The organism is Terriglobus sp. RCC_193, assembly GCF_041355105.1.
Lineage (GTDB): Bacteria > Acidobacteriota > Terriglobia > Terriglobales > Acidobacteriaceae > Terriglobus.
The window spans coordinates 684,745-704,855 of sequence record NZ_JBFUPK010000002.1; the positions used below are offsets into that span (position 1 = coordinate 684,745).

19 protein-coding genes are annotated in these 20,111 nt (G+C 58.5%); 7 read left to right on the plus strand and 12 right to left on the minus strand.

What is annotated here, in order from left to right; translation table 11 throughout:
* Positions 1 to 81: 81 nt before the first annotated feature.
* The 6 genes from rsmG to AB6729_RS11630 all read right to left on the minus strand — a co-directional run bounded on the left by rsmG (position 82) and on the right by AB6729_RS11630 (position 5,737).
* Positions 82 to 711, minus strand: a complete 630-nt coding sequence (gene rsmG / locus AB6729_RS11605) for a 16S rRNA (guanine(527)-N(7))-methyltransferase RsmG (protein ID WP_371081780.1) — start codon at positions 709 to 711, stop codon at positions 82 to 84.
* Positions 712 to 714: 3 nt separating this feature from the next.
* Positions 715 to 1,458, minus strand: coding sequence for a gamma-glutamyl-gamma-aminobutyrate hydrolase family protein (locus tag AB6729_RS11610; protein ID WP_371081781.1), 744 nt, complete (start codon positions 1,456 to 1,458; stop codon positions 715 to 717).
* Positions 1,459 to 1,513: 55 nt separating this feature from the next.
* Positions 1,514 to 2,299: a lysophospholipid acyltransferase family protein gene (locus AB6729_RS11615; protein WP_371081782.1), complete on the minus strand. Its 786-nt coding sequence runs from the start codon at positions 2,297 to 2,299 to the stop codon at positions 1,514 to 1,516.
* Positions 2,296 to 3,666: a folylpolyglutamate synthase/dihydrofolate synthase family protein gene (locus tag AB6729_RS11620; RefSeq protein ID WP_371081783.1), complete on the minus strand. Its 1,371-nt coding sequence runs from the start codon at positions 3,664 to 3,666 to the stop codon at positions 2,296 to 2,298. The genes AB6729_RS11615 and AB6729_RS11620 overlap by 4 nt, the downstream gene beginning before the upstream one ends.
* 73 nt (positions 3,667 to 3,739) lie before the next feature.
* Positions 3,740 to 4,609, minus strand: a complete 870-nt coding sequence (locus tag AB6729_RS11625; RefSeq protein WP_371081784.1) for a 5'-3' exonuclease H3TH domain-containing protein — start codon at positions 4,607 to 4,609, stop codon at positions 3,740 to 3,742.
* Between the two features lie 180 nt (positions 4,610 to 4,789).
* Entirely contained in the window at positions 4,790 to 5,737 is a 948-nt protein-coding gene (locus AB6729_RS11630) for a hypothetical protein (protein WP_371081785.1), read from the minus strand.
* A 65-nt stretch (positions 5,738 to 5,802) separates the two neighbouring features.
* Between AB6729_RS11630 and AB6729_RS11635 the strand changes: the two genes are divergently transcribed.
* The 5 genes from AB6729_RS11635 (at position 5,803) to AB6729_RS11655 (ending at position 11,679) form a co-directional block, all read left to right on the plus strand.
* A complete protein-coding gene (locus AB6729_RS11635; protein ID WP_371081786.1) occupies positions 5,803 to 6,660 on the plus strand; it encodes a TIGR03435 family protein in 858 nt (285 codons plus the stop codon).
* 161 nt (positions 6,661 to 6,821) lie between these two features.
* Complete coding sequence (locus AB6729_RS11640; RefSeq protein WP_371081787.1) at positions 6,822 to 8,096, plus strand: sugar MFS transporter; 1,275 nt, start codon at positions 6,822 to 6,824, stop codon at positions 8,094 to 8,096.
* A 336-nt stretch (positions 8,097 to 8,432) separates the two neighbouring features.
* Positions 8,433 to 9,128 carry a DUF1080 domain-containing protein gene (locus AB6729_RS11645; RefSeq protein ID WP_371081788.1) on the plus strand — a complete coding sequence of 232 codons (696 nt, stop codon included), beginning with the start codon at positions 8,433 to 8,435 and terminating at the stop codon, positions 9,126 to 9,128.
* Positions 9,129 to 9,226: 98 nt separating this feature from the next.
* Positions 9,227 to 10,018, plus strand: coding sequence for a c-type cytochrome (locus AB6729_RS11650; protein WP_371081789.1), 792 nt, complete (start codon positions 9,227 to 9,229; stop codon positions 10,016 to 10,018).
* Positions 10,018 to 11,679 (plus strand): acido-empty-quinoprotein group A, encoded by a 1,662-nt coding sequence (locus tag AB6729_RS11655; protein ID WP_371081790.1) that lies wholly within the window; start codon positions 10,018 to 10,020, stop codon positions 11,677 to 11,679. The genes AB6729_RS11650 and AB6729_RS11655 overlap by 1 nt, the downstream gene beginning before the upstream one ends.
* Positions 11,680 to 12,099: 420 nt before the next feature.
* Here AB6729_RS11655 and AB6729_RS11660 read toward each other — a convergent pair whose 3' ends face one another.
* From AB6729_RS11660 to AB6729_RS11675, 4 genes are all read right to left on the minus strand, one after another.
* A complete protein-coding gene (locus AB6729_RS11660; protein WP_371081791.1) occupies positions 12,100 to 12,990 on the minus strand; it encodes a hypothetical protein in 891 nt (296 codons plus the stop codon).
* Between the two features lie 151 nt (positions 12,991 to 13,141).
* Positions 13,142 to 14,893 carry an amidase gene (locus AB6729_RS11665; RefSeq protein WP_371081792.1) on the minus strand — a complete coding sequence of 584 codons (1,752 nt, stop codon included), beginning with the start codon at positions 14,891 to 14,893 and terminating at the stop codon, positions 13,142 to 13,144.
* A 414-nt stretch (positions 14,894 to 15,307) separates the two neighbouring features.
* Positions 15,308 to 15,682: a VOC family protein gene (locus tag AB6729_RS11670; RefSeq protein ID WP_371081793.1), complete on the minus strand. Its 375-nt coding sequence runs from the start codon at positions 15,680 to 15,682 to the stop codon at positions 15,308 to 15,310.
* Between the two features lie 14 nt (positions 15,683 to 15,696).
* Positions 15,697 to 15,993, minus strand: coding sequence for a DUF5076 domain-containing protein (locus AB6729_RS11675; RefSeq protein ID WP_371081794.1), 297 nt, complete (start codon positions 15,991 to 15,993; stop codon positions 15,697 to 15,699).
* A gap of 324 nt (positions 15,994 to 16,317) precedes the next feature.
* Here AB6729_RS11675 and dnaB point away from each other — a divergent pair, with 324 nt between their 5' ends.
* Together dnaB and AB6729_RS11685 are read left to right on the plus strand one after the other, a co-directional pair.
* A complete protein-coding gene (gene dnaB / locus AB6729_RS11680; RefSeq protein ID WP_371081795.1) occupies positions 16,318 to 17,706 on the plus strand; it encodes a replicative DNA helicase in 1,389 nt (462 codons plus the stop codon).
* Positions 17,707 to 17,928: 222 nt separating this feature from the next.
* Positions 17,929 to 18,132, plus strand: a complete 204-nt coding sequence (locus AB6729_RS11685) for a cold-shock protein (protein WP_371081796.1) — start codon at positions 17,929 to 17,931, stop codon at positions 18,130 to 18,132.
* A gap of 67 nt (positions 18,133 to 18,199) precedes the next feature.
* Here AB6729_RS11685 and AB6729_RS11690 read toward each other — a convergent pair whose 3' ends face one another.
* Together AB6729_RS11690 and AB6729_RS11695 are read right to left on the minus strand one after the other, a co-directional pair.
* Positions 18,200 to 19,042, minus strand: a complete 843-nt coding sequence (locus tag AB6729_RS11690) for a sugar phosphate isomerase/epimerase family protein (RefSeq protein WP_371081797.1) — start codon at positions 19,040 to 19,042, stop codon at positions 18,200 to 18,202.
* Positions 19,033 to 20,001, minus strand: coding sequence for a Gfo/Idh/MocA family protein (locus tag AB6729_RS11695; RefSeq protein ID WP_371081798.1), 969 nt, complete (start codon positions 19,999 to 20,001; stop codon positions 19,033 to 19,035). The genes AB6729_RS11690 and AB6729_RS11695 overlap by 10 nt, the downstream gene beginning before the upstream one ends.
* Positions 20,002 to 20,111: the final 110 nt, after the last annotated feature.

Below are 20,111 nucleotides of genomic sequence, written 5' to 3' on the forward strand. Positions count from 1 at the left end.
GCGGGGTCTGAGTATTGTTCCACGTGGAACACCTGAGGAGATGCTGTGGAGAACGTTCCACGTGGAACACCGAATTCGACGTTATTGCCCGGGATTCTGGCTTTCCACAGCTTTCCACAGGGATACACAGCCCTGTGAAAGTGGAACGGCCAAGGAATACTCCAACGCCCATCCCGGAAGAGATTCAGCGCCTTCCAGGGGGAGATAACGCAGCATGGCTCCCTTAGGCTTTACTCGCGTTTCCGCGACTGGCAGCATGGCTTCCGTGTGATCGACGGCGCGCAGGGCGACGATATCGAAGACGGAGCCTTCGGGCATGGCTTCCACGCGGTTGGACCAGACTTCCGCATCGATACCGAGTGTGCGTACCGCTTCGCGCAGGAAGGACGCTTTTTTGCCCTGCGATTCCGCCAGCGTAACTTTCAGGCCGGGATGGAGCAGTTTTAAAGGGATACCAGGGAATCCAGCGCCGGAACCGAAGTCGAGCAGAGTTTCTGTGCCGTTCAGGAGCCGTCCGGCGAACAGGCTTTCACCGATCTGCCGTTGTACCAGGAGTTCCGGATCGCGTACGGCGGTCAGGTTGGTTTTCTGGTTCCAGCGGAGCAGAAGCATGAGATAGATTTCGAGCTTTTCCAGCGTATCTGCGGGAAGGCTTTCCGCATAAGGCGCAAGCAGCGCGGCGATATGGTCGCGGGATGGGACGTAGAGCATGGCTCAGACTCCTGCTGCCGCTTTCAGAAAGTCGGCGAAGATGGCGCGCGACGCTGCGCTGGAACCCACCGTTCTTTCCGGATGCCACTGCACTCCTATGAGCCAATGTCCTGGGTCGGAGCCTTCGATGGCTTCAATGACGGTGTCCTCCGGGCATCGGGCGACCACACGCAGGGTGTCGCCAGGAGAGGCGATGGCCTGGTGGTGGCTGCTGTTGACGGGGATGCGGGCGAATTCGTCATCGACGGGCGTAGATTCGCCGGATTGCCTCAGAATGCGTCCCAGGCGGCTGTCCTGCGAGAATTGCGCGGCGTGGGCCGCGGCTACGGCGCGTCCAGCACGATGATTTACCGGGATGGGGGAGCAATCCTGGATGAGCGTGCCGCCGTAGTAGACGTTCATGGACTGGGTTCCAAAGCAGATGCCCAACAGCGGCTTCTTGGTTTCTTCGGCGGCTTCGAACAGGGCGCGGTCAGTCTGGTCGCGGAGCAGGTCAGGGTCGGCAGAGGCAGAGTTGCGGTCGTGACCGTAGCGGGCAGGGTCTATATCAGCCCCGCTGCCGGGCAGCAGGATGCCGTCTGCCTGACGCGCCAATTCCTTTAATTCAGGCACGGAGTGGGTCAACGCCACCTTTACCGGTTCGCCGTCTGCGGCTTCTACCGCGGCAGCGTATTCCGGCCAGCTTTTGGCGTTATACGGCTCGTCGAAGCTGGTGGGGATCGGGATCAGGATGCGTGGGCGGCCCATCTCCTGATGATACGCCGCTTGTCCTGCTCCACCCTCAGTGTTCCACGTGGAACATTTAGAGCTGGCTGCTGGGGATCTTTGCCTGATTCTCCGGGACTGATGCGGGCTGCACGAGCTGGGAGTGGCGATAATATTCGGTGGCGATGGCGTCCATCAGGCGCTGTGTGAGTGCCTCGGCATCCTTGGTGACCATGCCGGTGGTATTGATGGGGTCGCAGGCTATCAGCAACAGGGGCCGCGGAGCCAGATGGTAGGTGTGCATCGGCAGGAGTTCGTAGGTTCCTACGAGCGCCAGCGGCACCAGTGGCACCTGGGCCTTGATGGCCATGAAGGCTGCGCCCTGCAGGAACTGGCGGATGTGACCGTCAGAGGAGCGGCCGCCGTCAGGGAAGATCAGGAGCGGCATCCCCGATTTCAGGGTGGATACCCCACGCATCAGTCCGGCCACCATTGACCTCATGCTGGACTGATCAATGGGCACCTGGCCGGAGCGGGTGAGATGCCAGCCGATGAAGGGGATCTTGAACAGGTAATGGTTCGCCAGGATGCGGAACTGGAAGGGCAGCGCGCCGAAGAGGGCCGGGGTGTCCATATAGCTGAGGTGATTGCTGGCGAAGACGGCGGCGCGACCCAGATGGAGATTCTGCGGATTGACCACCTTCATGGGCGAAAGCGCGATGACAAGCATCAACTTTGCCCAGATGTGGGCGATGGCGTGCTGCTGACGGCCGGACTTATCCCACAGAGAAACCAGCAGCGAAAGCGAACCGCAGGCGACCGTAACGAACAACATTAGGGGGATGAAGATCAGGTACGAAACCCAGGGCAGCAGCCGTTTCATCCGTGTTGCTCCTTCAGCCATGTCTTCGCCTCGGCTACGAGGTATACCGAACCCGATACGATGACGCTGCCGGCTCGATCTGCGGCTTTGTCCATAGCGTCCGCGACCGATGTGCAGACCTCTGCAGCGGTATCCAAAGCGGCGGCGACTTCGGCCAGCGCTTCGGCCGTGGCGGCACGCGGACTGCGAATGGGAGCCAGCAGGATGCGGTCATCCGGGCCGTCAAACAGCGGGAAGAGAATCTGCGCCATTTCGCGGATGGACTTGTCCTTCAGGGCTGAAAAGACGAGGGTGCGCGGTGTGGGCAGTTGGTCGCCATCGATCTGGCGGGAAAGATGGCTGCGCAGCGTCCACGCCCCGGCGGGGTTGTGCGCCACGTCCATCAGCAACGCGATCCGTGTTCCCGGGATGGTGACGGATTCCAGCCTTCCCGGCCAACGTGTGAACCGGATACCGCGTTCGACGGACTGCGGCGTAATCCTTGTAAATTGTTGTTGTATAAGGAGTTGTTCCGATACAGCAATCGCCAGGGCGACATTGCGACGCTGGTGATCCCCGGCCAGGGGGCTGGCAATGGTAATGCTTTCTCCCTGCACGACTACCGGGTACGAGACGTCGCCGGTGATGCGATCCGGCAGGTAGGTGGCGGCGTTTATTCCCGTGACATCCAGCGCTACCGCAATTTCGCCGATGGCGGCGTTGGCCTCGGGGTGCTGCGGCAGGGTTATCAGGCGTCCGTGCGGACGGAGGATGCCGGCTTTTTCGCGGGCGATCTCGGTCAGCGTGTTGCCGAGCCATTCGGTGTGGTCGAGCGAGATGTCCGTGATGACGGAGAGTAGCGGCTCCACGATGTTGGTGGCGTCCAGGCGACCGCCGAGGCCGACTTCGAGGATGGCGATGTCGACCTTCGCTTCGGCGAAGGCAACAAAGGCCATTGCCGTCATGACTTCAAAGAAGCTGGGCGGATGCGGCAGGTGGCCTTCCGCAACCAATCGTGTCGCTGTGGCTTGAACCTTTGCGAAGGCATTGGCGAAGGCGTCATCGCTGATCTCAGAGAGCGAGTTTTCACCGGGTGTTATATCGCTGATCTGGATGCGTTCGTTGGGGCGCAGCAGATGCGGCGAGGTGTACAGGCCGGTGCGGTAGCCGGAGACGCTGAGAATGCTGGCGAGCGTTGCGGCCGTGGAGCCCTTGCCGTTGGTGCCTGCGATCAGAACCGAGGGATAACGGTTCTGCGGATTGCCCAGGGCTTCGGCGAGTACGCGCATATGAGCAAGCTCAAATTTGCGGCGTGGTGTGCCGGGCGCGGCAGGAGCAAGCTCGCCGCTCAGGGTGTACAGCTCACTTACTGCTTCTTCGTACTGCATGCCTTGGTCATTGTAGACGGGTAGCCGTTTCGCAGAATGATGATGCGCTTTGTGGTGGCGAATTCTGTGTGAGCTACTGGCGCAGCGGTCGTGGGGATTTGGTGGTTTTCGCTTTGTCCAGGCGGGTTCCTATGGCTTCGAACGCGGGTGTGGGGCCGGTCCAGCGTAGTTGGTCGACGTTGGTGAAGAGTGGCAAGTCTGTCTTGAGTGTGGCCAGGTTGCGGAAGAGGAGAGCGTTCTGCCACTCGGTGCGCAGGGTGTCATTCATGCCGCGTGGATTGGCGATGGCGAGTTGCCAATCTGCGCTGTTTTGCGGGATGGCTTCGATGTGGCCGAACTTTGCAAGGACGGCGGCAGTGCCTTTGGCTCCCCAGCCGCGAAGGCCGGGGAAGCCGTCCGCGGCATCGCCCACGAGGGCGAGATAGTCGGGGATGGAGGTGGGCGGGACGCCGAACTTTGCAATGACTCCGGCTTCGTCGCGGGTTTCGCGCTTGCGACGGTCCATCTGAACCACACGATCGCCCTGCACGCATTGCGCAAGGTCCTTATCAGGGGTGCAGATGAGGACGCGTGTGACGCGTGCATCTTCTGATGCGATGCGGGCCGCGGAGGCGAGTGCGTCGTCTGCTTCTTCGTTCTTCATGGCCCAGGTGACAATACCCATCGCCTGCAAGGCTTCTTCCAGCAGAGGGAACTGTGCGAAGAGATCAGGGTCAATGCCTTCGCCTGTTTTATAGCCGGGCCATAGATCATTGCGGAAGGATTCAATGACGTGATCGGTGGCCACACCAATATGGGTGGCTCCTTCCTTCACCATCGCGAGGATGGATGCGAGTACACCTTTCACTGCGCCTACTTCGTTACCATCGGCGTCGCGCATGGATGGCCATGCGTAGAAGTGGCGGAAGAGTTCGTAGGTGCCGTCGATGAGATGGATTTCCATGCGTGGTTAGCGTACATGGAATGTGTTCTAAGTTACGTCGATTTTTGATAAGAGGGGAAGGGCTTGCTTGTGGGAGGGAGTGCGCGGCTGACAGGTGAGGAGCGCGTTTATCGTTACTTATTCGCGCCAGTTTTCAAGTGACTTTTCAGGAATCCAAGAGTCCCAAACTCTTAATTACGTTCACTTCTGAAGAGCGCCACCGTCCGGTACAAGCACGGTAGACGTTGCCTTGTAGCGATGCCACTCGGAATAAGTAGCGAGAAACTTGTCTTCCTTTTCGTCCTCGGCATAGATGCGGCTAGGCAACGACATCGTTTCTCCGGCGATCGTTATGGGGGCGTAGATGATGTCCAGGAAAACGGCGGCCTTCGAGTTCAAGACAGTTTCCCGGCCAAATCTTCGTGTGAGTCGAAGAATGTGTCCCGACTTTGCATCTATTGTCAGGTCACAAGTGAAGCTGGCGCCGAAGATGCCGCAACGGTTCGGCGCCTGCACAATGGCCTTGGACGTCAAATGCAACTGAATGGTCGTTCCGTGTTCGACGACTTTGCTGTCCAGACAAGTACTGAACTCCTGCGAGACAAGCAGCTTTGGCATCTGATCAAATTCGCCGGTGAGTGATAGAGGTAACACTGCGAACAGAGAAATTGGGACGTAGTTGCCGTCTCGAGATACTTTGTAGTGCTCTGAAGCGATCTCTCCCGCGTTCGATCTTGATCGCATGAAGCGTATCTCGGTCGTTGTTCGCACTTCCCGCACAGGCATGCCGCTAAGCGAGTGTATCGATGTCGCACTTTCCTTCGCTTCCAGCGATGGAAGCACCGCCAGGAAGTGGATCAGGTCGGGACGCACTCGATCCAGCTCTGCAATGGCAGAAACAGAATCGCTCTGCACGTCACCCTTGAGAAGGCCGAGCGCGATTCCCAAGATTGTTTGCACGAGCGCGACTTCTAAGCCCCGTACCAGCATCCTTGATGCATTCTCAGATACACGCATGAAATTTGCAAAATGCCCCAGCTTCCTGGAACGCCCTTCCGGAAACTGCTGAAGATTAGTAACGAGAAGTCGGCTTATCGCGAGTAGAGGTAGCTGACGGCAAGCGCGTTTATGGGAGTGTTGATGCGCCAACCAAGTATTTCCTCCTGCGTCATAACATAGGCTGACACACGCGTTTGAATCGGGAGGAAGTCCGAATGAAGGAATATAAGTACCGATTTTCGATTGTGCTGTGTGCGATTGTTGCGCTGTCCTTCTCGGGGCCGCAGCTTATGGGGCAGGCAAGCGGGCTGCCGGTAGCGCCTGTGTCTGCACAATCGGCTTCGGACTCGACGCTGCCTGTATTTGACGTGATCACCGTGAAGCCCAACAGCTCCGACGATCGACCAAGCATCGATTTTGATGGCGGGAACTTCTCAGCAACCAACTTTTCCGTAAAGATGCTTGTACTCTTCGCCTATGACCTGAAGGACGACCAACTTTTCGGCATTCCGAAATGGGCAAGCGAACTGCGGTTTGATATGAAGGCGAAGGTGCTTGACGCCGACCCCACAATTCTTCAGCACCTCACCAATGATCAGAAGCGACTGATCGAGCAGAGCATTCTCACGGAACGCTTCGGGCTGATATTCCATCGCGAGACGAAGGTACTCTCCGTCTACGAACTGGTCGTCGATAAAGGTGGACCCAGGTTCCAGCCGTCGAAAATTGAGGCTGGACAGAAAGGGGCGAACGGTTTGGGAGCCGGAAGCCTGCACACGAACAATCACGACGGTAATGCGGACATGGCATCTACCGCCGTTCCGATTTCCTCACTGGTCAATGTTCTGTCCAGACAAATGGAACGCATCGTCGTGGATCAGACCGGACTGACAGGACGGTACGACCTGAATCTGACCTGGTCCCGTGATGATGGCGGAACAACGGCAACGGATCAAAACAGGCCGCCGATCCAAACCGCAATCCAGGAACAACTTGGCCTGCGACTTCGTCCCGCGAAGCTTCCGGTCGGCACCTTTGTCGTTGACCATGTTGCATTGCCCTCTGGGAATTAGGCACGACTGTGCTGACGAGGATCGGTCTCTGGAACTTCGGCTTGTAGGAAGTGGTGGGCGATGAGGGCTGCGAATACCTCGGTCAGGTTTCGTGTCTGTTGTGTGTTCAGGTAAGCTGCGAACCAAGCACACATTGTTACGCACGGGTTTCTGGAGGGGCGTTGGCGATTTCGAGTCACGGTGAGGTTCGTACCTCGGCCGCAGCAGCAGAAGGTAGGTACACCGTTCAACTGGCGCTGATCGTCGCGTTGTTTGGAGGCATTGGATTCATCACGGCGATGAATGATGTGCTGGTGCCGCACTTCAAGGATCTGTTTCAGCTCACGAATGTGAAGGCGCTGCTGGTGCAGTTCGCATTCTTTGGCGCTTACTTTCTGCTGGCCATTCCTTCGGGCAAGATCGTGGGTCGCATTGGATATCGCAACGGCATGGTTGCGGCAATGGCTGTGATCGGCTGCGGCCTGCTGCTGTTTCTGCCGGCATCCATTCTCATTACGTATCCGCTGTTTTTGTTTGCGCTGTTTGTGGTGGGTTGTGGGCTGGCGTTGCTGCAGGTGGCGGTGAATCCGTACATCAGCGCGCTGGGCGATCCTTCAAAGGCAGCTTCGCGGTTGAACCTGGCGGGCGGGTTGAATTCGCTGGGCGGAACGCTGGCTCCGCATGTGGGTGCGGCGTTCATCTTTGTGGCTGCAGGAGCGACGACCGCAGAGTTGGCGCGCAGTGTGCGCATGCCGTATGTGGTGCTGGGGCTGATGGCGTTTGCCATGGCGCTGGTGGTGCGGCTAGTGCATCTGCCGGAAATTATTCCGCAGGCAGAGGCGGGTGAGAAGCTGTCCGGCAGCGCGTGGGACTTTCGCCAGCTGCGCTTTGGCCTGCTGGGAATCTTCTTTTATGTGGGCGCGGAAGTGACGGTGGGCAGCCTCATCATCAACTATCTTGGCCAGCCGTCGATGGGCAGCATGCCGCATCTGCAGGCGGCGAAATACGTGTCGCTGTATTGGGGCGGTGCGATGGTGGCTCGTTTCATCGGCTTCGTTGCCTTGCGGCATGTGAAGCAATCGCATGCGCTGGCGTTTGTGAGCGCGTTCGGCGTGGTGGCGATTACACTGGCGATTTTGGGACACGGGTCGCCTGCCATGTGGGCGATTGTTTCGTGCGGTCTTTATAACTCGGTGATGTGGCCTTGCATCTTCCCCATGTCGATTGAGGGTCTTGGCAAGTACACCAGCCAGGCTTCTGGTTTGTTGGTGATGATGATTGTGGGCGGAGCTGTGGTGCCGGAGGTGCAGGGCTGGGTGGCCGATCATTATGGCTATCAGCGGAGCTTCCTGGTGGTGCTGGTCTGCTACGCGTATGTGCTGTTCTTTGCGTTGAGCGGGCATAAGCCGGGGAAGAGCAGCGAGGGATTGGTGGAAGTGCCTCCGGTTGGGGTTTAGGTATTTCGTACCGTTCTCGATGCTTCACGTGGTCGCGCTATTACCCGGGTTGATACTTCTTCCGATCCCACGTCTCAGAATCGAGACGTGGGGCACCCACATTTTCGTAAGGGGAAAGGAATGCAGGTCCTTCGACTCCACTTCGTTTCGCTCAGGATGACGGCCCTTTGGCCGCTGGAGCGGTTCGGGCTGTGGAGCTTTGTTCGAGACGGGTTCAGCCGTTGGAGCTTCGCTTGTTGTGCTTACAGAGTTTATGGGCGAGGTTGTTGCGTCGTATAAGCCTGCATGTATGCTTATTTTGCTCGTTTAATTAATTCCTTTTCCGGGGTGAGGGCCGTGGGTCTGGTTTCTGCTCTTCGCTTTTCTGTTCGGCGCACAGCGGTGCGCTGTGTAGGTGTTGCGGCTCTTGTTCTGTCGACCGGTGTGACGGCAACCACGCAGATGCAAACGGCTGCTCCTAAGCCGAAGACGCCTGGCAATGACTGGATTCAGTTGTTCAATGAAAAGGACCTGACCGGGTGGACGCCGATTGGTGCGGAGAGCTGGACCGTGGAAGGCGACGGCCTCCTGCATGGCAAGGGCCTGACCAAGGCCTATGGCTACCTGGAAACGGAAAAGGACTACAAGGACTTTCAGTTGTCGCTGCGCTTCAAGTGCGTGGGCGATGGCAACAGCGGCGTGTTCTTCCACACCAGCTTCGATGGTGTGGATGCCAAGACGGGCATGCAGTTTGAGATTGACTGCACGATGATGCACCACACCGCAGGCGTGTATGCCGAAGATGGCCGCGGATGGGTAGTTTGGCCTGCGCCGGAAAATGAAGGCGTGGTGCGTAAAGGCGAGTGGAACGACTATCTTGTTGAGGTTGTCGGCAATCGCTATCGTTCGCGTTTGAATGGCGTGCCGATGGTGGACTTCACGGACCCGAAGCCGGGCGCTCCGGATGGCAAGATTGCTCTGCAGCTCCATGCGGGCGGCGCAGGCAACATGCAGTTCAAGGACATCTGGATTCGCGATCTCTCCAAGCGCTAACTGTTTTCAGTCATAGCGACACTGTTTCTTTGCCAAGGATTTTCTGAATGCGGAAATGGAATTTCAGACAAGGTGTTCACCGGCTGTGTGCAGCCGGTGTGCTCCTTTTTGCGTTTGCGCCACTGGCTGTGGCGCAGCATATCGAAACGTCTACGTTTAACCAGGCACCCAAGCGTCCTGCGGAAGACCCCAAGGCCGTGGAACATGGCAAGCAGGTCTATACGCAGAAGTGCGCATCGTGCCATGCTGCCGATCTGCGCGGCACAGATACGGGTGTGAACATTCTGCGTTCGCAGCCCGCGTTGACCGATCATGGCAACGACCACCTGACGCCGATCATGCTGGGCCAGTGGACCGGCATGCAGACGCACAAGGTGGATATTTCCAATGCGGATGCAGCGGCTGTGGGCGCTTACGTCCGCAGTCTGCTGGCGCTGATCGGAAGCCAGGGTCGTGCGCCGTATGACGCAATGAAGCAGCCGAACATTGTGGTGGGAGATGCGGTGATCGGCAAGACAACGTTTGCGAAGACGTGCGGCTCCTGCCACTCCGTGGATGGAGATCTGAAGGGATTTGCCAGGAGGGTGTCGTCACCCAAACTGATGCAGCAGGCGTGGCTGCGCGGAACGTACCTGGGCGCGACGCCGGTTGTGGTGACCGCGACTGTGACGGAACCGGGCAAGGCTGCTGTGGCCGGAACACTGATCCACGTGGACGACTTCCTGGTGACACTGAAGGTGGAAGACGGCACGCAGGAGACGTTTGTGCGCAACGGCGCAGTGCCGAAGGTGGTGGTGAAGGATCCGCTGGATGCTCACCGTACTCTGCTGCCCAAGTACACGGACAAAGACATTCACGACATAACGGCTTACCTGGTGACTCTGAAGTGATGGCGCGAAGACTGCTTACCCTTGCTGCTGCCCTGCTGCTGGCTCCGTTGGCGCCAGCGCAGAACGTAACCAACGCGGATCTCGCAAAGCCTCTGCGGAACGAGTGGCTGACGTACAACGGTGATTACACCGCTCGCCGCTACAGCGCGTTGACGGCTGTGAACCGGCAGACGGTGAAACACCTGTCGCTGGCATGGACGTCGAAGATGACGCCCGGCGACCAGCTTGCGCCGCTGACCGGCTACAGCAAGGTACGTCCTGCGCTGATCACCGGTGGCGAAGGCGCCGGCGGATTGGGTGCCGGTGGCATTAAGGGCACCATTCTGCAGCGCGACGGCATCCTCTATGTGACGCAGCCGGACAACACCTATGCCGTGGATGCACGCAGCGGCGAAGTGTTGTGGCACTACTACTGGAAGACGCGCGGCGGCACGCACATTGGCAATCGTGGTGTGGCTTTGTACAAGGACTATCTCTTCTTCGAGACGCCGGATGACTACCTTGTGTCGCTGGAAACGAAGACGGGCAAGGAACGCTGGCACAAGAAGATTGCCGATGTGGAGGGCGGATACTTTTCCACGCCCGCGCCGATTGTGATCAAGAACCACGTGGTCGTGGGTACGGGCAATGATCTGGATGCGCCGAGCTTCCTGAAGTCATTTGATCCGGAGACGGGCGAACTGCAGTGGACGTGGTACGTGACACCGCAGAACCCGGGCGATCCGGGGCTGGATTCATGGAAGAACCTGGATGCAGCGCGTCACGGCGGTGGCGGCACATGGGTGACGGGTGCGTATGACCCGGAGACCAACTACTACATCATGAGCACGGGTAATCCGACGCCGAGCTGGACCAACGGCAATCGTGGCGATGGCGACAATCTGTACACCTGCTCGCTGGTGGCGCTGGATGTGGATACCGGCAAGCTGAAGTGGTTCATGTCCACTTCGCCGCATGACACGCACGATTATGATTCCGCGCAGACGCCGGTGCTGGTGGATGGCCTGTTCAAGGGACGCCAGCGCAAGATGGCTGTGACGGCTGCTCGTAATGGCTACTTCTTTGTGGTGGATCGCGTGACGGGCGAGCATCTGCTGACCACGAAGTATGGCGAGACGACGAACTGGTCGGACCGACTGACACCGCGCGGTGGTCCGTATCCTGATCCGGCGAAGGACGCTTCCATTGGTGGAAGTCTCATCTCTCCGGCTTCGGGTGGCACGGTGAACTGGCAGCCTCCGGCGTATTCGCCGCAGACAGGCTTGCTGTACCAGTATGAGAACAATGGTTTCTCTGATGCGTTCCTGACCGATCCGGATCCCCGCGGCGCGATGGGACTGGGTGGCAAGGAAGAGCTTTCCATCGGTACATATTCGAATTACATCTCAGGCATCGACTACAAGACGGGCAAGGCCCGGTGGCGTCACTCGCTGTATGGACAGGGCACGGGCGGCGGCGGATTGCTGGCGACGGCTGGTGGTCTGCTGTTCAGCGGCGATGGTTCGGGCAACCTGGTGGCGTTCGATACGGCTAATGGCAATCCGCTGTGGCACGCACACATTGGCAGCATCTCCAATGCACCGCAGACCTTCCTGCTGGATGGACATCAGTACGTCATCGCAGCATCGGGCGATACGGTGTACGCGTTCCAACTGCTGTAGTTTCTGAACTGACGTAGAAAGGCGGGTGGCAGATTGAATCTGCCACCCGCCTTTTTCGTTCGCTGCTTCTGGATCGTGACATGCGGATTCTTGTGTCGCACAGAGGAATGCGGGTCCCCTTCGACTTCGCTGCGCTTCGTTCAGGATGACGACCTGTGGTCGTTTGATCGCGCTTTGCGCGATGCCCAGGTTAGCTTCGCGAACCTGGGGCACCCGCACTATGGGCTGAAGGCTTGCAGCATTTGTGGCGGATAGGAGATGCGTCGGGATTCTTCGCTTCGCTCAGAATGACGCGCTTTGCCCAGAATGACGCGCGTTGCTCGTACGAGCTTCGCTGGATGACGGCCTTCGACCGCACGAGCTCCGCTTTCGCGGGAGCCTCGATGAACGTTAGGTTTTCTACTTAACCAGCGATGCAGCTTACGGCAGGTGTTCTACGGAGTAGTTCGTGGGGATCTTTGGTGCTTCGAACTGGTCGTCTTCCAGCGGCTGGTTTACGGAGAGCTCCGTAATGACCATGTTCAGAGTGATCTCATCCAGCGGGCGGCGGATGGTGATTTTGGAGGGGAAGGTGGTGTCGCCGAACAGCTTGTAGTCGCTGTAGTTGGCCACGGTGACCAACTGGCCCATCTCGTCGTAGATGTCCTGCTGATAGGGGAGCAGGGTGGAGCGGCCAATGTGGATGACGCGTTGCGTCTTCAATTCCTGGCTGTTCTGCACGGGACGATAGATGCCGACTTCGTACTCCGGCTCGTCCACGATGTATTTCTTGGTGGGGTCAGGCTGATAGATGCGATCGTCCGAGGTCATGGAGACGAGTTCGCCGGACTTCGCACTCTGGATCAGAAGCGAGTCCGTGAACACGCCGGGTCTCAGGTTTTCCAGCGGATTCTTCGAAGGCGCGGTGACTGTATTGGAGCCGGTAATGGCGCGGCTCCTGGGTGGGATGACCAGCGTGAAGGTCTCGCCGTTGGTCACCATGTCGATCATGCGCGTGTGAATGGCGGGCAGAAGTCCCAGAAAATGGAAATCATTCGGCTGGCGGATCAGGATGTAACCGTTGAACGAGGTGTAGTCCACCACCTTGCCCTGTTTGCCACTGCCGGTGGAGGCCTGCATCTCGACGGATGCCTTCAGGGTTTTAATGCGGCTGTAGCGGTCCGCCGTGGATTTCACGATCTGATCCAGCGATGACGTGAGCACCTGTTGCGGAGGGTGGGTTTTCATCACGGAGCGCGTCGTGCGAAGGCACCCGCCCAGCGCCGGTAAAAGCGCCAGTAGCAGCAGTGAGTTCCTTCGAGCGTGCTTCATCGTTTCCAAACGTCCAGTGTATTGACTGGCGCAAAATCGCCACAGCGACGATCCGCGCCATCAACGGTGAGGTATCAGGTATTGGATGCGAATTTCGGCTTGCCCGATGAATTTTTCTCCCTGCTGTTACCCAGACTGTTACGTGCTGTAGTTAACGGGCGTTCGGTAATAGGCCCGCCTCCACTAGTACGGGCGATTTGCGCATTTTGGTGGACTGTTCATAGGCGTAGGCCCAGCCCAGCAGGTCGCCATCGTGCCAGGGGCGAGTGCTGATTTCAAGGCCGAAGGGCAGGCCGCCGTCATAGAAACCCGCCGGCACGACCACTGCGGGGACGCCGATGTTGTTGTTCCAGCCGGTGGAAGAGTGCGGGCCGCTGGAAAGCTGGCCGTTCTGCGGCATGGTTTCATCCGGTGGCGGCATCTGTGCGCTGGGGTAGATCACGCCGTCCAGGTGCAGGCGGTCAAGTTCGCCCAGGAAAAGGGCCAGAGCTGCCTTGCGCGGACCGAAGTACGTTTCGTCGGCTTTAGGGTCCTCTTTCAGAAGGACTTGCGGTGTTGGCGGGCGGTTTGGATTCGCTGCTGTTCCCGGTGGGGTGATGCCGGTGACGGTGGCTGGCAGAGGAGAACCGATGGCCTTTTCGTAAGCGTCGACGGAGCGGTATTCGGCGGGGCCGAACTCGGCCAGCCACTGGTTCGTGCCATCGCGACGGTAGGCGCGCGTGTTGATCTTGCGGACGGCCTGCGCAAAGGTGTCGGGCATGAAGGTGTCGTCGATGACGATTTCTGCACCGGCTGCCCGAAGCTGATCGATGGCCTTCATCAACATGGCGCGGGTTTCGGGACGCATCGCGTTGGTGGGGCGGGGCGCCACAGAGACTCCGAAGCCGGTATTTCCGCTGAGCATGAAAGCAGGGATGCCGAAGCGCTTGCCCTTGAGCGCGTCCTTCTTCAGGTAGGGGAGGTAAGGGCCGAGTTGTGCCGTGTCTGCGCCTTCTGTGCGGCCTGTGCCTTCGGTGCGGAAGTCGAGCGGATCGACGGGATGGCCGCTGCCGTTCATCACACCGAGAGCGATGGCCGCGTCTGTGACGTTGCGGGCGATGGGGCCGGTGTTGTCCAGCAGCCAGTCCAGAGGCGCGATGCCTGCAATGCTGACGAGGCCTCGTGTGGGAAGTACGCCTACCACCGCACTTGTTCCGGATGGCATACGGATGCTGTTGGCTGTGTCGGTTCCGGTGCCCAGCATGGCCATGTTGCTGGTGACGGCGGTGACGGTTCCTCCACTGGAGCCGCCGGGAGAGAAGCGCACGTCATACGCGTTGCCGGTGCGGCCGAAGGCAGTGGAACGATTGGTGTCGCTGGCGGCGAAGTCCGGCATGTTGGTGATGCCGAGGATGATGGCTCCCGCAGCACGCAGGCGCGCAACGACGGTTGCATCTTTCGGCGCGATGAATTCGTGACCCGGCAGGGCGAAGCCTTGCCAGCCGTCGCTGTCGATCAAGCCTTTGACCGCAGTGTTTGCCTTGATGACTACGGGAACGCCCCATAGCGGTTTTGCTGCGTCGTATTTCGCTGTGTCTTGCGTCTTGGCTGTTGCGAGGGCCTCTGCCGTGTTCACCGTCTGTACGGCGCGGTAGATGCCGTTGTATTGCGCGATGCGGCCCATGTACCAGCGCGTGACCTGCTCCACCGTGTATTTGTGCTGTTGGTAGAGCCGGTGCAGTTGCTCGATGTCGATCTCGAGCAGATCGTGATTCATCTTTGTCTGCTGTGCAGCGGGGAGCACAGGCAGGTTTGCCGGTAATGGAATCGGCGGCGGTGACATGGGTTCCGGTGAGGTGCTTCGCTGCTGGGCGGCAGCGGTGGAAGCAACAACAACAGCCAGCGCAAGCGGCAGAAGGCGCATCGATGGAAACCTCAATCAGCGGGAGTGATTTGTTTGTAGCATGTCCCCGAAGAGGCCGACGGCGATTTTCTTCGGCTTTGTTTACGGCGTCATCCTGAGCGGAGCGTAGCTGAGTCGAAGGACCTGCATTCGTTTCGCGTTTCTACAATGCTGCGTGGAAACCTGCTCCGCTATAGAGAACCCTTTGTATTTCCTAGTGGATTCCAGTGGGCACAGAAAAAAAGCAGGTCCTTCAGCTACGCTCCGCTTCGTTCAGGATGACGGTCTTTGACCGTATGAGCTTCGCTGTGGATGGGCTTCGACCATAGGAGCTTCGCCGGTTGGGAATCCGTAAGTTTGCCGGTTGAGCATCCGTAAGTTTCATGACCGTGCGGCAGAAAGTCTCATAACTGTTCCGTCGGTTGCGGAATTGATTCACGCCGCGATGTGTTGCGACAGGCTTAGCGTGTTGCCGTCCGGGTCTTTGAACCATGCCACTTTGTCGCCATCCGGTGCGGTCCAGATGCCCAGCGCGTCCTGCTCCAGAAAGCTGAAGCGGGCAAACTCCAAGCCCTTTGCTGTGAGGGATTGCACATCATCAACGATGGAGTTTGTCTCCCAGCCCAGGATGGTGAACTGGGCCGGGGTGACCTGCGGCATCTTTGCCAGGCGGATCATGTTTGCGCCGCTGCGGAAGACGAGGGCGAAGCCGTCATCGGCCACAAAGGTCAGACCCAGAACATCGGCGTAGAACGCTTTGGCGCGTTCGCTATCGGTGATGGGTGCAAAGCCGATCAGCTTTCCATGCATGGCTGCCTCCGCTGTTACTGAACGCTGCCGCTGACGTCGTCGGTGGGGGCGTCGAGTTCTGCTTCCAGGCCGGCGCGAATCTGTTCCAGATAGTCTTCGGCGTCCACCTGATCGTCCTGCTGCGCGTGGGCTTCGGCGATGTGGCGCGCAAGGTCAGCAAGCAGCAGTCCCCATGCGGATGGGTCCTCCCACATGCCAAAGGCAAGCGCCACATGCTGTTCGCCGTTGGCAATCCAGACGCGAAGGACCTCCAGCGAACGGGGATCGCGCGATGCAGCGGCGGGAATGGGGAGCGAATCTTTCTGCGACATGGGTTCTTCCTCAGGATTCACAGTAATCCACAGTTCCGGAGGGCAATCCACAGGCCGTATGTGGATAACTCTCGCAAATGTAACTACAAAGGCACGTGAGAGGCTACATGGCTTGCTAACAGACTGTGAATAATCGCGTCAGAGCGGGTTGAGGATGCTGTGTAGATAGGGCAAAAGCAGGCTTGCGACAGAGGCTGTACTCTGAACAAGGCAGCGCGGCAAGGCCTGTTTTACGTCGCCGCGATCTGCATATTCTGTATCAACGCAAAGCTGCACCCGCTCCACGAGCGCCGGTAGTCAAGCGCAAGCGAGGAGAACACATTCATGGCAACCTTCCTCCAGATCGTCGAGCGCGACGGGCTTCCCGCATCCGTTCATACAGAGCGCGTGATCCTGGGCGCGATGCTGTCCGATCCTGTTGCCGTTGTAGACGCCACGGCAAAGCTGATTGCGGATGATTTTTCGCTGGACTCGCACAAGCGCATTTACGGCTGCATGCAGGAACTGTCGGACATGGGCCACGCCATTGACTTTGTGACGGTGGCCGAAGTGCTGATCCGTCGCAAAGAGCTGGAGGCCATCGGCGGGCGGCCGTATCTGATTTCGCTGACGGAAGACCTGCCGCGCCACCTGGCGATTGAAAACTATGTGCAGGTGGTGAAGGACAAGTCGATCCTGCGCAAGCTGATGCAGGTGTGCGAGATGGGTTTGAATCGCGCCGCCGATCAGAGCGAAGTGTCGCTGGATGTGCTGGGCGATGTGGAGAACCGGCTGATGGAGATCAGCGAAAGTGCCATCAAGCGCGGGTTTTCCGACATTGGGCAGATCGTTACGGAGAGCTTCGGTTCCATCGACCAGCTTTATGAACAGGGTCGCGAGATCACCGGCCTGGAGACGCATTACACCGAGTTTGACCGCATGACCAGCGGATTGCAGAAGGCCGATCTGATGATCATTGCGGCGCGTCCTTCCATGGGCAAGACGGCGTGGGCCATCAACATTGCGCAGAACTGCAGCGTGCGCGACCAGAAGGTGGTGGCGGTCTTCTCGCTGGAAATGTCGAAGGAATCACTGCTGCGTCGTATGCTGGCCAGCGAAGCGCTGGTGAACAGCCGTAAGATTCAGACAGGCTTTTTGCCGCGTGAAGACAAGCAGAAACTCATCAATGCGCTGGATCGGCTGATGAGTTCGAAGATGTTCATTGACGATACGCCGGGCATTACGCTGACAGAGATGCGCGCGAAGGTGCGGCGTTTGAAGCAGCAGGAGGGTTCGCTGGACCTGATCCTGATTGACTATCTGCAGCTGATGACGATTGCGGCGAGTGGTCCCGGCGGACGTAAACCGGAGAACCGTACGCAGGAAGTGTCACAGATCTCGCGTGGTCTGAAGGCGCTGGCCAAGGAAATGAACGTGCCGGTGATTGCGCTGTCGCAGCTGTCGCGTGGAAGCGAACAGCGTCAGGGCGACAAAAAGCCGCTGCTCTCCGATCTTCGTGAATCGGGTTCCATCGAGCAGGATGCGGACGTGGTGTGCTTCATCCATCGCGAGGAATATTATGACCGCGAAAACGAAGACGTGAAGGGGCAGGCGGAGATCATTATCGCCAAGCAGCGTAACGGGCCTACGGGATCGGTAAAAATGGCATATCTATCTGATTACACGCGATTTGAGAATCTGGCTGCAAGTGGCGGCCCGGCCGGCGACTACTAGGACTTGTGACGTTTTCGACGCCTTTGGCGCGGTTTACGTTGCCCTATTATCCAGATTTGTGTTGCAAAACCGGGGTACCAGCCAACCCAAAACTGCCTTACTGTTATCCTATTAAGGATCGTACGATTCGATCTGGTCTTTTGCGTGTTTCCGGTTCCACCGTCACCGCATTACCTCCACATTGCGTTCGTCGGTACATTCAGCTTCACAAGGAACAGAGACATGGAACAGGGAACAGTTAAGTGGTTCAACGATGCAAAGGGTTTTGGATTTATCAGCCGTGCAAACGGTGGTGGTGATGTATTTGTGCACCACACCGCAGTACAGTCCTCGGGCTTCCGTTCGCTGGCAGAAGGCCAGACGGTTGAGTTCGAAGTAGTCAAGGGACCGAAGGGTCTGCAGGCTGAGAACGTTCGCCCTCTGTAAGCGAAAGTTCAGTAAGCAGGAAGGGGATGGCATATGCCATCCCCTTTCTCTTTGCCTGCAACGAGGCTTATGCGAGTTGCTGTTTCCACTGCGCGATGCGTTCCACTGCGAGGCGAATGTCCTTGTCGCGCTGTTCCGCGTCGGGTTCTTCACGTTCGATGACAAGTGGGCCGGTGTAGCCGATCTTCTTCAGCAGTGCGATGAAGGCGGGGAAGTCCACTTCGCCTTCGCCAAGCGCGACTTCACTGCCGAGTTCTCCTAAAGCTTTGGGAGATGTGCCGTCTTTGCAGTGGACGGAACGCACATGCTTCTGCAGCAGGTCCAGTGCAGTGATGGGATCGCCGCTGCCGTAGAGGATCATGTTGGCGGGATCGAAGTTCACGCGCAGGTTCGACTTCTTTACATCGGCCAGGAATTGCAGCAGCGTGTACGCGCTCTCCTGTCCTGTTTCCAGGACAAAGTCCTGTCCGTTGGCCGCGCATGCATCGCAGAGTTCACGCGCGATGCCGATGAGTTCGGTGTAGATGGGCGATGCGGGTTCGTCGGGGATAAAGCCGATGTGGCACGACAAGGACGTGATGCCGAGTGCGGCGACGAAGTTCGATGCTTCCTTCGTACGTGCGATGCGTTCGGCGGCATAGCCCGGTGCGGTGAAGCCTACAGTCTCATGCACCTTGGCGAGGTTTGCGTAGTCTTCTCCGCGATAGGCAACGACTGCGCCGGAGACGATGACGCCTTCGCGTGCGATGGCTTCCTTCCATTCATTTACCGCAGCGGTGCAATCGAGTGTGGGTGCAACGCCAAGCTGGCAGACGCGCAGGCCGTAGCTCTTCAGTTGTTGCAGGTGCGTGTTGGCATCTTTTTCCGCCCAGAAGACAAGGCCTGTTTCCAAGGGTTCTGCTACTGCCATGAGAGTTCCTTTCCGTTGTTGTCGCGTGATTGCATGAGCAGCAGCGCCAGGCGAACAGCCTTTGCAGAGCTTTCGGGCGTGCAGAGTGCGGGTGCGTTGCCGGTGCGGCAGCATTCGATGAAGTAGGCAATCTCGTCGTAGTAAGCGTCATGTTCGGGAAGCTTCACTTCGTGCGATTCGTTGCCGTGGGTTTCGGTTAATTTGCCTTCCGCAAAGCTGAGTGATGCATCGTTTGCGGTGATGGAGAAGGATGCGGCGAAAGGCGTTTCCGGCGCGAGCCATCCACCTTCCACGATGATTTCTTTGTCTGCATAACGAAGGCTTGCGTGCATGGTGTCCACTTCGCCGATGCTGGTGGCGCTTACGGTGACGGGGTCGCCGAACCACTGCAGTGCCTGATCGAGATCGTGCAGCAGAAGGTCAGGAATGGCTCCGCCACTGACCTTGATGTCGCGCAGCCATTTGCTCCAGTGGGGGTAGCCGGTGCTGCGGCGCAGTGTTGCTGTTGTAATGTCGTTCGTTTTCTTAACGAACTCAAAGGCGTACGGATACGGCTGCATCCAGCGCAGCACATGCGCGATCATGAAGATCCTGCCGCTGGCTTTCGCGAGTGCAAGTAGCTCTTCACAATCCTGGTTGCTGAGCGCCATCGGCTTTTCGCAGAGCACATGTTTGCCGTTGGCGAAGGCGCGTTCAATGGCTTCGCGGTGCATAGGCGTGGGCAGGCAGATGTCGACGGCGTCGATGGTGGGATCGTCCACGACTTCCTGCCAGTCCGGTGTCCAGCGAACGGTGTCAGGTAGCGGTTCGGTCTTCAGATCGAGGTTGCCGCGCGTGGGGCCGTCTGCGGATGGTTTGTTCTGCGAGCCGACCGCTACGAGTGTTGCGCCGGGAATGTGCGTGATGGCCGCAGCGTGCGCGCCGCCCATGAAGCCGTATCCGATGAGTCCGATGTTCATTGATGGTTGCTTCCTTGAAATGCATTCCCCAGCGGATGAAGCCGCTTCGAGAGTGCAGGTTTAAGGACAGGGCTGAAGCCTTGTTCTTCCGAAAGATGACGAACTTCGTT

What these genes read in the sequence shown, in the direction of transcription:
- rsmG (WP_371081780.1), bottom strand. Translation starts at nt 711, where the DNA reads ATGCTCTACGTCCCATCCCGCGACCATATCGCCGCGCTGCTTGCGCCT.
- AB6729_RS11610 (WP_371081781.1), bottom strand. Translation starts at nt 1,458, where the DNA reads ATGGGCCGCCCACGCATCCTGATCCCGATCCCCACCAGCTTCGACGAG.
- AB6729_RS11615 (WP_371081782.1), bottom strand. Translation starts at nt 2,299, where the DNA reads ATGAAACGGCTGCTGCCCTGGGTTTCGTACCTGATCTTCATCCCCCTA.
- AB6729_RS11620 (WP_371081783.1), bottom strand. Translation starts at nt 3,666, where the DNA reads ATGCAGTACGAAGAAGCAGTAAGTGAGCTGTACACCCTGAGCGGCGAG.
- AB6729_RS11625 (WP_371081784.1), bottom strand. Translation starts at nt 4,609, where the DNA reads ATGGAAATCCATCTCATCGACGGCACCTACGAACTCTTCCGCCACTTC.
- AB6729_RS11635 (WP_371081786.1), top strand. Translation starts at nt 5,803, where the DNA reads ATGAAGGAATATAAGTACCGATTTTCGATTGTGCTGTGTGCGATTGTT.
- AB6729_RS11655 (WP_371081790.1), top strand. Translation starts at nt 10,018, where the DNA reads ATGGCGCGAAGACTGCTTACCCTTGCTGCTGCCCTGCTGCTGGCTCCG.
- AB6729_RS11660 (WP_371081791.1), bottom strand. Translation starts at nt 12,990, where the DNA reads ATGAAGCACGCTCGAAGGAACTCACTGCTGCTACTGGCGCTTTTACCG.
- AB6729_RS11665 (WP_371081792.1), bottom strand. Translation starts at nt 14,893, where the DNA reads ATGCGCCTTCTGCCGCTTGCGCTGGCTGTTGTTGTTGCTTCCACCGCT.
- AB6729_RS11670 (WP_371081793.1), bottom strand. Translation starts at nt 15,682, where the DNA reads ATGCATGGAAAGCTGATCGGCTTTGCACCCATCACCGATAGCGAACGC.
- AB6729_RS11675 (WP_371081794.1), bottom strand. Translation starts at nt 15,993, where the DNA reads ATGTCGCAGAAAGATTCGCTCCCCATTCCCGCCGCTGCATCGCGCGAT.
- dnaB (WP_371081795.1), top strand. Translation starts at nt 16,318, where the DNA reads ATGGCAACCTTCCTCCAGATCGTCGAGCGCGACGGGCTTCCCGCATCC.
- AB6729_RS11685 (WP_371081796.1), top strand. Translation starts at nt 17,929, where the DNA reads ATGGAACAGGGAACAGTTAAGTGGTTCAACGATGCAAAGGGTTTTGGA.
- AB6729_RS11690 (WP_371081797.1), bottom strand. Translation starts at nt 19,042, where the DNA reads ATGGCAGTAGCAGAACCCTTGGAAACAGGCCTTGTCTTCTGGGCGGAA.
- AB6729_RS11695 (WP_371081798.1), bottom strand. Translation starts at nt 20,001, where the DNA reads ATGAACATCGGACTCATCGGATACGGCTTCATGGGCGGCGCGCACGCT.